Origin of the sequence: Photobacterium ganghwense, from assembly GCF_003025595.1 — a bacterium.
Taxonomy (GTDB): Bacteria; Pseudomonadota; Gammaproteobacteria; order Enterobacterales; family Vibrionaceae; genus Photobacterium; species Photobacterium ganghwense.
Window position 1 is genome coordinate 822504 of the sequence record NZ_PYMI01000003.1, and the last position, 14186, is coordinate 836689.

The window sequence follows — 14186 nt, forward strand, 5'->3', positions numbered from 1 at the left end:
CCAGGCTGGTGGATTGGTGAGTCTCAGCTGACTAACTCGTCAACCAGATCCTGATGGGTAAAGAACGGGGAGGTGGCATTTTCTGTCAGGTAAGGTTCTACCATGGAGATCAGGCGTAACACCCCGGTGCGCACCAGTTCACTTTCACTGTAATGGTCATCCAGCAGCGTCTGGTAATTCAGCCAGTTCAGGCTAACCAGCAGCAGGTTATCGGCCAGTAATGGCAGACTGCTTTCATCACACCGCAGTTTGCCCAGTTCGACCAGATGTTTGAGCATATCATTACTCAGATGACGCAGTTTCAGAATCAGGGTTCTGATTTTACGCTTGATTTGCGGATTCTGGCCGTTGAGATTATCCAGGTTGCGGAACAAGAACCGGTAATGGGTAAATAAAGCCATCACGGTGTGCATGAACGGCCAGTAATCATCGAAATCTTTTACCTGGTCGGCGTACTCGTTACAGACGCGGGTCAGAGAGTTTTGCAGCTCATTGATGAGCGTTGCAATTATTTCGTCCTTGCCTCTGAAGTGATAGTACAGGTTACCCGGGCTGATCCCCATTTCGGTCGCGATGATCAGTGTGCTGACCTGAGCAACGCCATCACGATTAAACAACTCAAGGCTGACCGCTAAAATCCGATCTTTGGTTTTCATCGTTCTTTCCTTGCTTGTCAGGCCCGACATTGAACTCCATGTGTGCCGGGCCCGGTTTGCTTGCTGTCGGAATGACTATTCTTCTTCTGTCATCAGCTGTGGCAGTTTGTCACAGAGAAACACATATTCAGCCTGCATCTGGTTTTTAATGTCGTTACAGATGAAAGATACCAGCGTGCTGCCAACCAGAGGGACAGAAGAGTGAACCTCTACCGATACATGGTTGGATGTCGCCACACCCGGGCGTGCAGTTGGCTCGCTGAAGTTCATCTGTCCCTGAATGGTGGCAGGGACGCCGACAATGTCCACGTTGAACTTACACAACAGCTGGCCGTTTTCCTGCCAGTGCCAGGATTCAGACTGCTTGATGGTATTAAAACTGCCCAGCAGGCTTTTCAGTACGCCCGGCACATTGGCCGGCATGTCACGCTGGGTTCGTACCGAGAAACCGTCCTCAGTGTCGGTAATGTCCGTGACGGAGATGTTTTTGGCACCCAGAGCCTGATACTTTTCGGCGATCAGGTCTTCTTCGCTGAAATACCGTAGCAGGGTATCCAGATCTTCTTTGTAGTCGTGAATAGCGGTAACTTGCATAGGGTATCCTTACATGTGTATTTCACGCATGATGCTAGAGAGAGCCACAACGTCGGCGGTTGGTTTTTTTGATTTCGCGTCAGGGTTATCCTGCTCGCCATCGTCATCAGGGTCATAGCCGGTTGCCATCAGCAACTCACCCAGCTTCGGATAGACACCATGGACAAACGCGCCCAGTAGCCCCAGTTTAGTCGCTATCCGCTTCGGTTTTTCGATAATTGCTTTCACAATGAGATCTGCGGCTTCTCCCGGAGTCAGCAGCGGCACGCCGCCTTCATTCTGGCGGTAGTGATCCGAAATCATCCGGGTTTCCACAAGCGGCATGTTGATGGTGGTAAAGTTAATGCCCTGACTGCCCAGCTCGATGCTGGCGGTGCGTGAAAAGCTGTCCAGCGCTGCTTTCGAGGCAGCGTAAGCCGAGAACAGTGGCTGGTTAGTCAGTACCGCAATGGATGAAATATTAATGATGTGGCCTTCTTTGGCCTCAGCCATGCCCGGCAGACAGCCCAGAATCATGCGCAGGGAACCGAAGTAGTTAATCTGCATGGTACGCTCGTAATCATGCAGGCGGTCTGTGGCGTGGATAACCGCACGGCGAATTGAGCGACCAGCGTTGTTAATCAGAATATCCACCTTGCCGTGATCTTTTCGGATTTGCTCCAGTGTCGCTGCCGCACTGTCATCCAGTGCCAGATCGCTCTGGTAGATAAAGGCTTGTCCACCAAGGCGCTCAATGTCATTGCGGGTTTGCTGAAGGCGCTCCAGGTCTCGGGCAATCAGCACCAGTCGGGCTTTGGTTGGTGCCAGCTTCAGTGCGGTCGCATAGCCGATACCGGAAGACGCGCCGGTAATGACCACGACCTTTCCGTTCACACAACCTTTCAGCGTTTTTTCAACGTGCAGATCCGGATCCAGGTTGCGCTCCCAGTAATCCCAAATCTTATCGGCATAATCCGGCAGACGAGGGCAGGTGATCTGGCTGTCAGCCAGCGCATTCAACGTATTGGAGCAATCAAACTGCGTCGGATAGTTGAAAAAGCCCAGTGCATCTTTCGGGATGTCCATTTCGTTGCTGATTGCATCAATAAAGCGTTTTAGCACCGGAATCTGCCCCAGTTGATTCCAGAGATGCGACGGAATCATCCGGAACACCCGCATATCAAGCCGCATTGCCATCCGTGGGGCGTGTCCGGCTTCGGCAAAAATGTTGAGGACTTCGCCGGAGCGGTAGGGATCTGGGTCCACAATATGGAAGCACTGGTTATCTAACTCCGCTTTGTGGGCAATATGATCAATCGCGTCAGCCACGTAATCGACCGGCACCAGGTTCAAGCGGCCACCTTCCAGACCCAGCAACGGGGCCCATTCAGGCAGCGCACGGCGGATTTTCTGAATCAGCTTGAAGAAATAATACGGACCGTCGATACGTGCGGCTTCACCGGTTTTGGAATCACCAATGACAATCCCCGGACGGTAAACCCGCCATGGAATGGTCGCAGATTCCTGAACCACTTTTTCTGCGTTGTGTTTGGTCGTGAAATACGGATGATCCAGCCCGGTGGCTTCATTGAGCATGTCTTCACGGAACCAGCCCCGGAACTGACCTGCGACAGCTATCGAACTGAAGTAGTGAAAACAACCCGCGTTCAGCCGCTCGGCGAAGCGCAGTGTATTTTCTGTCCCTTCGATGTTGGCGCGCATCATATCTTCTTCACTGGCCGTTAAATCGTAAATTGCGGCCAGATGGAAAAAGTGGGCGATGTTGCCGGTCAGGGCTTTGATAGTATCGGTGCTGACACCCAAATTGGGCTCGGTTATCGATCCTCGAACGCAGTGAAACTTGTGCTTCGGTAGCCGGTGCTTCTCAAGAAGGGCCTGCAGCCTGTCTTCTGACGTCTTGTCATAGGTGAGAAGGTAAATATCGCCAGACCGTTTTGCCAGCCGTTGCAACAACTGAGAGCCGATAAATCCTGTAGCGCCGGTAATGAAATAATTCATGACCACTCCTTACGCGTATTTGACATTCATTTGCAGAGTAATTAACTGGTCGGATGACCTGATTTAAGTGTGCAGCGCACCGGGCATTTCCTCAAACGAAACCTGAATAAAAATTGCGCTGGCTCAAGATTCCTTTCGGGAATTTTCAGGATTGGAGTGTTTGCTCACAAAAAGTACAGCTCGTTTCATTGATCTCATCAGACCAGTGATAGATGCGGTCGTAACTATCTCAACTAGCAGGGAATTTTTTCAGGCTATAGAGATTTCTATCACTTTTCTAATCCTGAACCTGTTTTTCTTTATAGCTTTGGTGTGTAGCGGTAATGTAAATGTGTTGTTGAGTTATCGCTTGTTAGAATGATGTTCTAGACAGGCTGTTTATTTCCCAAACCACAGCCCTGATTAAACGTCGAAAATAAAAGCGCGGTCACTTTTATTACTGGGGTATATTTTATGACTGTGGTAATCAAAGGATAATGAAAGCATATTTAAGGCGGGATGTTTTGTTGGTTTAGAAAAGATGGCAATTTACCCGGGGCTCAATTATTCGCCTTGCTGTAAAATGCCATCAATTGAATGATTCTGGTCTTCGGCCTGATTTTCGGTTTCGGGATTATTTGCCGCTCCAGACCTGACGACCGGTTCTGGCAAAATTATAGCCACCAAGCTGATCGCCTTTGGCCTGAATATCCGGTTCGGACAAAAGCTGTAACAGTTGCTGTTGCAGGGTTCGGAAGTAAATATTACGGGGCAACACCAGTTCAAAGGCTTCCGTACAGAGGGGAATAAACCCGAGTCCGAATTCTCCGGCGGTACTCTGACTGGCACAGCCGACATCAGCCTGACCACGCGCAATACATGACGCCAGTTCACGCTCGCTGTTACACACATCGACCTGGTTCAACATTTCCAACGTGCAGGCATGGTTATGCAGCCACTCACTCAGCGCCCGCATGCTCCCGGCCCCTTCCTGACGCATCGCCCAGCGCCAGCGTGAAGCCAGTAACTCCTGCGGCAGAATAGAACGGTTATTGACGCACTCTGCAATATCGTGCGCCACCACCAGACCTTGCTGACGTTCAAACGCATGGATCAGCACCCAGTTTTTATGTCCTGCGTACTGCTGGATTAAAGCCGGATGACGCAAAGCGGCTTCTTCTGCATGTCCCCAGTGAATTGCGCACATGTCCACATGGCCTTTGCTCAGCATAGCCAGCCCCTGACGGGTTCCGGTTGAGGTATAGCCGACCAGTGCGGTGCTGCCCAGCTTATTGGCCATCTCGCCAACGACCATCTGTAATAGCGGATCGTCAGACCCCGCGATCAGCAGGCGATCGGTCAGCGCGCCATGGTGGCAGGACTCCAACAACCACTTATCGAGCATTGCCCGCGGAAATAACCATTTGCCGGTGACTTTGGTCGCAGGTAGCAGGCCATCATTGGCAAGGGCATACACTTTCTTTTCGTTCAGGTCGAGGTACTCTGCGACCTGCTTCGCATTCATGAATGTCGGGAAAGCCTCAGTCACTGCGCACTTCCTCGCGAAGGATCTTTCTGGGTTTGGGTCAGTCTCTGCGGCAGAGCATCAGAATCAGTTTCGCCTTTATGGTCCGGTTTATCGCGGTCGCCGGGCTGCATGTCAGGGCGAGTATCGTTGGTGTCACAGCCACCTTTCACATCCAGAACCAAATTTTCCATCCCGTTAAACACCTGGAAACGATGACCCTTTGCGCGGGCGATCATGGTAATCCCCAACTGTTTGGCCAGTTCGTAACCCATTTGAGTTGCGCCGGATCGTGAGAGCAGCACAGGAATGCCCATCTGCGCGACTTTAATTACCATTTCAGAAGTAAGGCGCCCGGTGGTATAGAAAATTTTGTCGGCACCGGATTCGCCCTTCAACCACATTTCACCCGCCAGCGTATCCACCGCATTATGACGGCCCACATCTTCGACAAAAGAGAGAATGGAGGTACCCTGACACACAGCGCAGCCATGCACGGCGCCTGCCGCTTTGTACGTTTCATTATGATGGGTCAGCGCTTCCAGCAGGCCATAGAGCATCGATTGTGGCAGCGTCGGCTGGGGGAGCGTCACACCTTCCAGCTTTTTCATCACATTGCCAAACATGGTGCCTTGTCCACAGCCGGAGGTGACGGTTTTCTTTTCCAGCTTTTTCTCCAGACCGGCGGTGTTCTCTCGGGTGATGACTGCGGCAGAGTTGGTCTCCCAGTCAATAATGACAGACTCAATGGCATTGATGTCTTCTATGAATCCCTGATTTTTCAGGTAGCCCAATACCAGCGCAGCCGGTCGTTCACCGAGCGTCATCAGCGTGACCACTTCAATCCAGTTAAGGTAAACCGTCAGCGGGTGCTCGCAGGCGATATGTTTTTCCATCATCTCGCCATATTCATCCATGACGTTTACCGCCATCGTCTGATTGACCGAGGACTTGGTTTTAATGATTTTTGGCAACTGGTTCATGAACCTTCCTGTTTCAACTTGCAAAGTGGGCCGACTGACTCTGTGGTACGCGATGATCTGGTAAGCATTCAGAACTGTTAAGCAATGAGAACTAATGAAAACCCGAAAGCGACAAATCTTTAAGAGTATGCCGGAACGGTAGTCGCAGAGTCAGTTATTGCCCGTCACTTCATTCAGTTAAGCAAAGATCGTTCCAGAACTATTGGTCAAACAGAACGATTGGTAAAAGTTGGTCTAATCTTTGCTTAATGCTTAAGTGGATAAAGCGTTAATCATGTCATCGATAAATACTATTCTCTGATCTCTGATAAAGGTCGATAGCACAGCTCTATGGCATAGGTTGATGGCAGAGGTTAATTGCATAGTGTTTGATGGTACAGGTTTATGCCGCTGGTGGTTTTCGCTCGTCACGGTGATGACGTTACGCAGATTTGGTTTGAGCAAATCGCCCTGCGTGTGAACCAAGATAATGTTGGATTGAGAAATTAGTAAGAAAGGAGCGGACGTGCTGGAACAACTGAAAGATGAATCAGTCTGGCCAATCGGATTCCGTTTGGTGGGTAAAGAAAAACAGGTTGGCCGCTGGATGACCGTTGTCTGGACGATTGAAGATGTCTGCCTGTATGGTGAGGAACAAAAGACAACGCTGGCGCAACAGCCTGATGGTTACGTACTGCCGCTTCAGCTTCAATTATATGAGCGGAGCGACTATCGGTTTAACCTGAGTTCACGCGATCCTCATCTGTTTGTCGTTTGCTCAGAAGAGGGAGAGCGGCTTAAACCGCTGTTGATAACGGCTGCGCAGGGTCTGGCTGCAGGGTATATGGATGGCGAATATCAGATCCTCGATATGTCGATTCCGCTTCCTGTTCAGGCCTGGATGGAAGCCTTTATCGGGCGGCATGGTGAGCAACTGGATGTTCGTCGTAAGGGAAACAAAGACAAGCGTAAAGAGAAAAAGGGGTTGATTAGTGGCAACTAATTTTTTCCAGCGCTGGTCGAGTCGCAAGCTCAAAGCCCGGGAGAGTACAGAGCAGGAGACCGAACTGGGAACGGAGCAAGCGACAGCACAAACCGAAGAAGGGTGTACTGCTTCCTCTGGTGGTCAGACGGAAAATCCGGAACATGCTGATTCTGAGAATTTGGATCGCACTGCTGCAGCCACTGCAAGTGAGGATACGGCAAGCGATTCCGCGTTGGATGTGGGTTCTGTTTCTGAGAATGATTCAGAACATCGCTCAAAAGCGGTTTCAGAAGAAGCTCTTTCAGAAGGCGGTGAGGTCGTTGCCGATCCGTTACCCACATTGGCAGACGTTTCACGCGTTTCGTATGAATCCGGTGTGACGTCGTTTATGCAGCAAGGCGTGGATAAATCGGTAAAAAAAGCCGCTCTGCGTAAATTGTTTCATTCTGAAGAGTTCAACTATATCAGTGATATGGATGACCATACGGAAGATTTTTCTAATGTGCCTGTATTGGATAAAGGGGTTACCCAACAACTGCGTAATTGGTTTGGCGACAAAGTAGAAACAGCAATTAACGAGGCCGGAAAAGAAGTGACAGATGCAATGACGCAAGCGAGTCCTCAGACTGTCTCCCGAGCTGATCATGCGGAACTTCAAGCCACTGAATTGCACATGCTTGAACCACATACGCTTGAATCGCAAAGTCAGGCATCAAGATCTTATACTGCAACTACTGCAACTACTGCAACTACTGCAACTACTGCAACTACTGAAACATCGCCTGATTCTGATGGCAAAGCGGGGAATGATGAGAAAAAGGAGGCGATTGATACAGATGAAGCGGTGTCTGTCGCACTAACAAATGGCGACATGGCTGATGCGCAACCTGCGGAATCTGTCAAATCTGTAAAGGCAAACCCTATCACTGCCTTGCCAGATGATTCTCCGGTAACACGTCCTAATCTTACTAAGACCCAATCATGAACGGGTGAGCCCGTTTACTCATTTCCAGAATTCTAAAAATAAGTCAGTCATAAAACGCCAGTGGCGAACAAAAAAGCGGAGTTGGGACAAAAAGGGGAAAATACCCTTATTGATAATCGGGACATTTTGGCGCAGTTCATAAAATGCGGTGCGTCAAAATGTCCCAGTGTCCGATGTTGTTTTTGCTTTGAACAGACTCTGACTCCTTCAGTGTCATTTTCTTCCGTGGAAAGTTGGATCGGTTATTGCCTTTATAAGGGGCGCTCAATGCAGGCTTTCAATTTAACTCATAACTATCAGAAAGCTGAAGCGTTTTAATCGCCACTGAAACACGGTGACGAGTAGACAGGAATAGCAATGTTAAAAACTACACTAGAAGCATATGCGGACAGCTTATTTGCTGATCGCAACGGGCAAGCACGACTCACGGCCTTAAAGGGCACGGTTGAGCTTGCCAACCTCATTCCGCCAACGGTTTCTTATGAAAGTCGGGGGAATGTGGTCATTATCGGGGCTGAAGCTGAAATTGTTGCTCTGGCTCCGCAATTCTCAGCGTTGAATTCTGTCACATTACTGGCGACGGAAGTGGCTGAGACTCCTGAACGCCGTGGCAATGCTGACAGTGACACTCTGAATCGAAACAATGTGTATTTTGCCAACGCCCCGAGAGTCAAAGGCTACCTGGGCGCGTTTGACGTTGAGTGTGACATTCAGGGCGAGGTGCTGGCAGCGAATCTGGCGAAAGTGGCTATCGGACGTGAGTGTTTCGACCTTGTCGTTGATTTGACACCAACCGGTGTGATTGCGTCGGAAATTCCGCCTCCGGGGTATTATGCCATTGGGGCAGGCAAGGCAGATCTGGCACAAATTGTTGAAGACTTGCCAGATATGATGGGCACGTTTGATAAGCCTAAATACTTTCGTCTGAACACTGATCTCTGCGCGCATTCTTCCCGTGGCGTTGAAGGATGTGATCGCTGTCTGGATGCATGTCCGGCTGGCGCGCTATCCAGTACCGGTCATTCCATTGAAATCAATCCCTACCTATGTCAGGGCGTAGGTACGTGCGCAACGGCCTGTCCGACTGAAGCTATTCAATATGCTTTACCTGAAGCAGAGAAGACGCAACATTTTGTGTATCAGCTACTGGCCAATTATCGTCAGGCTGGTGGCGAATCACCGGTTCTGATGTTTTATGGCCAGCGTGATGAAGCCTCTGTCAGCAAACGTCTGGAAACCCTGCCAACCTGTGTTTTGCCTGTTGCACTGGAAGAGTTGGCAACGGTAGGTATTGATACCTGGTTCAGTGCGCTGGTTTATGGTGCACATCAGGTTTTACTGGCGACGCACACTGCTTTCATTCCACCCACCATCGATCGTGTTCTTGCACATGAGTTGCAGACTGCCCATGCGTTTTTAACGGCGATGGGGTATGACGAAAGACGTCTGGATCTGTTTGATCTGAATGAACAGTCTCCGTATGCCGGATTTAATGCGCCATTACTTACCCATAACCCAGCGACTGATTCAGCTCTTGATGGTTCAAAACGGGACAAATTGTTTGCAGCCCTGGATGCACTCTATGCCATTGCGCCTGAGCAACCTGCCACGTCTTCGGTTCCGGCTACCGCTCCTTATGGTTCGGTCACTTGTCAGACAGACGATTGTACTTTGTGCATGAGCTGTGTGGCAGTTTGTCCGACTCGTGCATTGCATGCCATTGGTGATCGCCCGGGTTTACTTTTTGTTGAACAAGATTGTGTTCAATGTGGCTTGTGTGAAAAAGCCTGTCCGGAAAAAGTTATTTCCCTGGCGCCTGGTATGAATTGGGACGCTGACGCGCGTCAGGCATCACGTCTGATTCACGAAGAAGAAGCCGCTTGTTGTATTACCTGCGGGAAGGCGTTTGCACCAGCATCTATGGTGAAAATGCTGACAGAAAAACTTCAGGGGCATTCGCATTTTCAGGGAGAAGCGATTCGGCGTTTGTCCATGTGTGAAGATTGCCGTGTTCGTGACATTTTCAGCACGATTGTTGATGACCCGGAAAGTCAGTTAAGGGTTTAGGAGCGCACTAATGATTCAACCAAATTCACCCCAAGAGACGCTGCTGCAACCCGCTAGACAGCAAGACGATATCGCCTTGCGCGTCGATATTTACGCCATGCTGGCGCGTTTATTCAGACAGCCGCCCAATCAGCAGATCCTAACCTGGCTTTCAGAACTGGATGTGCAGATGCCGGAAGGCTCGATGCACGACAAAGCGCAGATGCAGGGAATGGCTGCGACCTGGCCGGTACTTCGACTGGCAGCCCAGACTACCTCGCTGCTCGCTGTTGAAGAAGAATATCAGGATCTGTTTATCGGTATCGGTCGCGGCGAAATTGTGCCATTTGGCTCCTGGTATCTGACCGGTTCGCTGATGGAAATGCCACTGGCGCATCTGCGTCGGGATCTGGCGATGATGGGGTTTGAGCGCGATGAAAGCGTGAAAGAGCCCGAAGACCATATTGCAGCACTGCTGGAAGTGATGGCGATGTTGGTGGAAAGCGGCACTAAAGAACAACAGCAACAGTTTTTTAATCGCCACATTGCCACCTGGTTTGAACGCCTTTGCAGCGATCTGAAAGCCGCCCAGAGCGCCGTGTTTTACAGCGCGGTTGCCGAGCTGGCATTGCAATTTCTGAATCTGGAGAAAACGCAGTTTGCTGCGTACCACTAACATTAAGATCGCCCGAAAAAAGCGCAGACTGAGATCGGGAGACGACATTAAGGAGCAATCTTCTTATGAGTGAGCAGAAGAAAACCAATCAGAGCCGCCGTCAGTTACTGAAAAGTGTTGGCCTGACTGTTGCGGCAGGTGCTGTGGCAGCCGGAACCACCCGAATCGTTCACGCTGAAGTGATTCAGCCTGAGGAAAACAACAATAACAACGAAACCCGATATCGCGAAACGCAGCACGTTCGTGATTATTACGAGACTTTGTAAGGCGGAGCCATCCATGAAATTGACAAAACGTTCCGACAACGTAAGCAAGGATGAAAACCAGTTTGGTATTTCACGTCGCTCATTTTTGCGTAACTCGTCACTGGCTGCGGCTGGTGGTGTTGCCGGTGCCGGTTTATTTGCGCCGGGAATGATGAAAAAAGCCGAAGCTAAAACCGTCGATCCCCAGTCTCCGACAGAAGTTAAACGGACAATCTGCTCACACTGCTCGGTGGGTTGCGGTATCTATGCTGAAGTTCAGGAAGGGGTCTGGACGGGGCAGGAGCCAGCCTTTGATCACCCGTTTAATGCCGGTGGCCACTGTGCGAAAGGGGCCGCGCTGCGTGAACACGGACACGGTGAACGCCGGGTGAAATACCCGATGAAGCTGGTGGACGGCAAATGGAAAAAGCTGAGCTGGGAACAGGCACTGGACGAAGTCAGCCAGCAGATCATGAAAATTCGTGAAGAATCCGGCCCGGACTCTGTGTACTGGCTGGGTTCGGCAAAACACAACAATGAGCAGGCTTACCTGTTCCGTAAACTGGCGTCGATTTGGGGAACCAACAATATTGACCACCAGGCGCGTATTTGTCACTCCACCACGGTTGCCGGGGTAGCCAATACCTGGGGTTACGGTGCGATGACCAACTCGCTGAACGACATGCACAATTGTAAGTCGATCCTGTTCATTGGCTCTAACCCGGCGGAAGCTCACCCGGTTGCGATGCAACATATTCTGATCGCTAAAGAGCAGAACAGTTGCAAGATCGTGGTGGTTGACCCGCGTCGTACGCGCACCGCGGCGAAGTCGGACTTGTATGTGTCTTTACGTCCGGGTTCCGACGTGGCCTTTATCTGGGGCGTGCTGTACCACATCTTCAAAAACGGCTGGGAAGATAAAGAGTTTATTCGTCAGCGTGTCTGGGGAATGGATCAAGTGCGCGAAGAAGTTGCGCGCTGGACACCGGATGAAGTAGAGCGCGTCACCGGCGTGGCTGAATCCGATGTGTATCAGACCGCAAAAATGCTGTCTGAAAACCGTCCGGGCTGTGTGGTTTGGTGTATGGGGGGGACTCAGCACACCACAGGTAACAACAACACCCGTGCGTACTGCATTCTTGAACTGGCGTTGGGTAACCTCGGCAAGTCGGGCGGTGGCGCGAACATTTTCCGTGGTCACGATAACGTACAGGGCGCGACGGACTTTGGCGTGCTGTCTGACAACCTGCCGGGCTACTACGGTTTGGCGGATGGGGCATGGCAGCACTGGTCAACCGTCTGGGGTGTGGATTATGAGTGGCTGAAATCGCGATTCGATAACAACGAATATAACGGCAAGAAACCGATGAACAGTGCCGGTATTCCGGTATCACGCTGGATTGACGGGGTGCTGGAAGATAAAGCCAACATCGAGCAGAACGACAACATCCGCGCCATGTTCTTCTGGGGCCATGCGGTGAACTCGCAAACCCGTGGTACTGAGATGAAAAAGGCGATGGAAAAACTGGATATGATGGTGATTGTTGACCCATATCCGGGCGTTGCCGCCGTAATGCATGGCCGTAAAGACAATGTGTACATTCTGCCGGCGACAACCCAATTTGAAACCACAGGTTCAGTGACGGCAACCAACCGTTCAGTTCAGTGGCGAGATCAGGTGATTGAGCCGCTATTCGAGTCAAAACCTGACCATGAAATTATGTACCTGCTGGCGAAGAAACTTGGTCTGGCCGAGCAGCTGTGTAAAAACATTCGGGTGGAAAATAACCAGCCGGTTATTGAAGACATCGTGCGTGAATACAACCGAGGAATGTGGACGATCGGTTATACCGGTCAAAGTCCGGAGCGACTAAAAGCGCACCAGCAGAACTGGCACACCTTTAACAAGACCACGCTGGAAGCAGAGGGTGGTGTGGCCAACGGGGAAACCTATGGTCTGCCTTGGCCGTGTTGGGGCACCCCGGAGATGAAGCACCCGGGCACCCATATCCTGTATGACACATCCAAAACCGTCGCCCGTGGGGGCGGTAACTTCCGTGCCCGCTTTGGTGTGGAACGCAACGGAGAAAGCCTGCTGGCTGAAGACAGCTTCTCGCTGGGTTGTGAGCTGGAAGATGGCTTCCCCGAGTTTACCGACAAAATGCTCAAGCAACTGGGTTGGTGGGATGATCTGACCGAGGAAGAAAAAGCGCTGGCGGAAGGTAAAAACTGGAAGACCGATCTGTCCGGCGGTATCCAGCGTGTTGCGATTAAACATGGTTGTATTCCGTTCGGTAACGCCAAAGCCCGTGCGGTGGTCTGGACATTCCCGGATGCCGTTCCTCTGCATCGTGAGCCGCTGTATACCCCTCGCCGCGATCTGGTCGCGGATTATCCGACCTGGGAAGACAGTCAGGCAATGTTCCGTCTGCCGACATTGTACAAGTCTATCCAAGATAAAGATGTGTCCGGCGAATACCCAATCGTACTGACTTCCGGTCGTTTGGTGGAATATGAAGGAGGCGGTGATGAAACCCGCTCGAATCCTTGGCTGGCTGAGCTGCAGCAGGAAATGTTTGTTGAAGTGAACCCGAAAGATGCCAACGATATCGGCTTCAAAGATGGTGACATGGTGTGGGTAGAAGGTGCCGAGAAGGGCCGTATCCGCGTGAAAGCCATGGTAACCCGACGGGTGAAACCGGGAATGGCCTTCATTCCTTTCCACTTCGGTGGGTATTTCGAAGGCACCGACCTGCGTCCGAATTATCCGGAAGGCTCGGCACCGTATATTTCCGGTGAGGCGGCTAACACCGCGACAACCTATGGTTATGACCCTGTGACTCAGATGCAGGAAACCAAAGTTACCCTTTGTAAAATCAGTAAAGCATAAGGAGTCACTCAGATGGCACGTATGAAATTTCTTTGTGACTCAAAGCGTTGTATTGAATGCAACGGTTGTGTGACAGCTTGTAAAAACGAAAACGATGATGCACTGGAATGGGGTATTCAGCGCCGCCGCGTGGTGACACTGAACGACGGCGAGCCGAATGAAAATTCAATCTCCGTTGCCTGCATGCACTGCAGTGACGCGCCTTGTATGGCGGTGTGCCCGGCTGACTGCTTTGTTCAGACGGAAGATGGCATTGTGCTGCACAACAAAGATCTCTGCATCGGTTGTGGTTACTGTCTGTTTGCTTGCCCGTTTGGTGCGCCGCAGTTCCCGAAACAAACGGCATTTGCTGAACGTGGCAAGATGGACAAGTGCACCTTCTGCGCCGGTGGGCCGGAAGTGGAAAACGGCTCGGTGGAAGAGCGTCAGAAATACGGAGCCAACCGTATTGCGGAAGGTAAACTGCCAATGTGTGCATCTCTGTGTTCAACCAAAGCGCTGCTGGCTGGTGATGCGGCGAAAATCTCTGACGTCTATCGCCAGCGTGTTGTTGCGCGTGGAGCGAAAGAAGCCGGATGGGCCAATGCGGATGATCTGGCGTACGACGCCGGTCAGGTACGCAAAGCCTGAGTGAACGTGCTGACC

Annotated in this window: 12 protein-coding genes; 7 read left to right on the forward strand and 5 right to left on the reverse strand. The window is 51.1% G+C overall.

What is annotated here, in order from left to right; all coding sequences use genetic code 11:
• Positions 1 to 23: 23 nt before the first annotated feature.
• The 5 genes from C9I92_RS14075 to C9I92_RS14095 all read right to left on the reverse strand — a co-directional run bounded on the left by C9I92_RS14075 (position 24) and on the right by C9I92_RS14095 (position 5735).
• Positions 24 to 656, reverse strand: a complete 633-nt coding sequence (locus tag C9I92_RS14075) for a TetR/AcrR family transcriptional regulator (RefSeq protein ID WP_047885401.1) — start codon at positions 654 to 656, stop codon at positions 24 to 26.
• 75 nt (positions 657 to 731) lie between these two features.
• Positions 732 to 1250, reverse strand: coding sequence for a DUF2505 domain-containing protein (locus C9I92_RS14080; RefSeq protein ID WP_047885402.1), 519 nt, complete (start codon positions 1248 to 1250; stop codon positions 732 to 734).
• 9 nt (positions 1251 to 1259) lie between these two features.
• Entirely contained in the window at positions 1260 to 3248 is a 1989-nt protein-coding gene (locus C9I92_RS14085) for an SDR family oxidoreductase (RefSeq protein ID WP_047885403.1), read from the reverse strand.
• 613 nt (positions 3249 to 3861) lie between these two features.
• Entirely contained in the window at positions 3862 to 4752 is an 891-nt protein-coding gene (locus tag C9I92_RS14090) for a substrate-binding domain-containing protein (RefSeq protein ID WP_207103694.1), read from the reverse strand.
• A gap of 20 nt (positions 4753 to 4772) precedes the next feature.
• Entirely contained in the window at positions 4773 to 5735 is a 963-nt protein-coding gene (locus C9I92_RS14095; protein ID WP_084712563.1) for a formate dehydrogenase accessory sulfurtransferase FdhD, read from the reverse strand.
• Positions 5736 to 6240: 505 nt separating this feature from the next.
• Between C9I92_RS14095 and C9I92_RS14100 the strand changes: the two genes are divergently transcribed.
• From C9I92_RS14100 to fdh3B, 7 genes are all read left to right on the forward strand, one after another.
• Entirely contained in the window at positions 6241 to 6717 is a 477-nt protein-coding gene (locus C9I92_RS14100) for a DUF3305 domain-containing protein (protein ID WP_053061831.1), read from the forward strand.
• The gene (locus C9I92_RS14105; protein ID WP_053061832.1) at positions 6707 to 7684 is read left to right on the forward strand and encodes a DUF3306 domain-containing protein; all 978 of its coding nucleotides are present in this window, start codon (positions 6707 to 6709) and stop codon (positions 7682 to 7684) included. The genes C9I92_RS14100 and C9I92_RS14105 overlap by 11 nt, the downstream gene beginning before the upstream one ends.
• A gap of 357 nt (positions 7685 to 8041) precedes the next feature.
• Entirely contained in the window at positions 8042 to 9751 is a 1710-nt protein-coding gene (locus tag C9I92_RS14110; protein WP_047885405.1) for a 4Fe-4S binding protein, read from the forward strand.
• A 10-nt stretch (positions 9752 to 9761) separates the two neighbouring features.
• Entirely contained in the window at positions 9762 to 10406 is a 645-nt protein-coding gene (locus tag C9I92_RS14115; protein ID WP_047885406.1) for a TorD/DmsD family molecular chaperone, read from the forward strand.
• A 65-nt stretch (positions 10407 to 10471) separates the two neighbouring features.
• Positions 10472 to 10672 carry a twin-arginine translocation signal domain-containing protein gene (locus tag C9I92_RS14120; protein ID WP_047885407.1) on the forward strand — a complete coding sequence of 67 codons (201 nt, stop codon included), beginning with the start codon at positions 10472 to 10474 and terminating at the stop codon, positions 10670 to 10672.
• A gap of 13 nt (positions 10673 to 10685) precedes the next feature.
• The gene (locus C9I92_RS14125) at positions 10686 to 13541 is read left to right on the forward strand and encodes a formate dehydrogenase subunit alpha (protein WP_047885408.1); all 2856 of its coding nucleotides are present in this window, start codon (positions 10686 to 10688) and stop codon (positions 13539 to 13541) included.
• 12 nt (positions 13542 to 13553) lie between these two features.
• Positions 13554 to 14171: a formate dehydrogenase FDH3 subunit beta gene (gene fdh3B, locus C9I92_RS14130; RefSeq protein WP_047885409.1), complete on the forward strand. Its 618-nt coding sequence runs from the start codon at positions 13554 to 13556 to the stop codon at positions 14169 to 14171.
• Positions 14172 to 14186 lie beyond the last annotated feature (15 nt).

Coding starts and splice junctions, on each gene's coding strand:
- C9I92_RS14095 (WP_084712563.1), bottom strand. CDS start 5,735: ATGAACCAGTTGCCAAAAATCATTAAAACCAAGTCCTCGGTCAATCAG.
- fdh3B (WP_047885409.1), top strand. CDS start 13,554: ATGGCACGTATGAAATTTCTTTGTGACTCAAAGCGTTGTATTGAATGC.
- C9I92_RS14090 (WP_207103694.1), bottom strand. CDS start 4,752: ATGAATGCGAAGCAGGTCGCAGAGTACCTCGACCTGAACGAAAAGAAA.
- C9I92_RS14110 (WP_047885405.1), top strand. CDS start 8,042: ATGTTAAAAACTACACTAGAAGCATATGCGGACAGCTTATTTGCTGAT.
- C9I92_RS14080 (WP_047885402.1), bottom strand. CDS start 1,250: ATGCAAGTTACCGCTATTCACGACTACAAAGAAGATCTGGATACCCTG.
- C9I92_RS14115 (WP_047885406.1), top strand. CDS start 9,762: ATGATTCAACCAAATTCACCCCAAGAGACGCTGCTGCAACCCGCTAGA.
- C9I92_RS14120 (WP_047885407.1), top strand. CDS start 10,472: ATGAGTGAGCAGAAGAAAACCAATCAGAGCCGCCGTCAGTTACTGAAA.
- C9I92_RS14085 (WP_047885403.1), bottom strand. CDS start 3,248: ATGAATTATTTCATTACCGGCGCTACAGGATTTATCGGCTCTCAGTTG.
- C9I92_RS14075 (WP_047885401.1), bottom strand. CDS start 656: ATGAAAACCAAAGATCGGATTTTAGCGGTCAGCCTTGAGTTGTTTAAT.
- C9I92_RS14125 (WP_047885408.1), top strand. CDS start 10,686: ATGAAATTGACAAAACGTTCCGACAACGTAAGCAAGGATGAAAACCAG.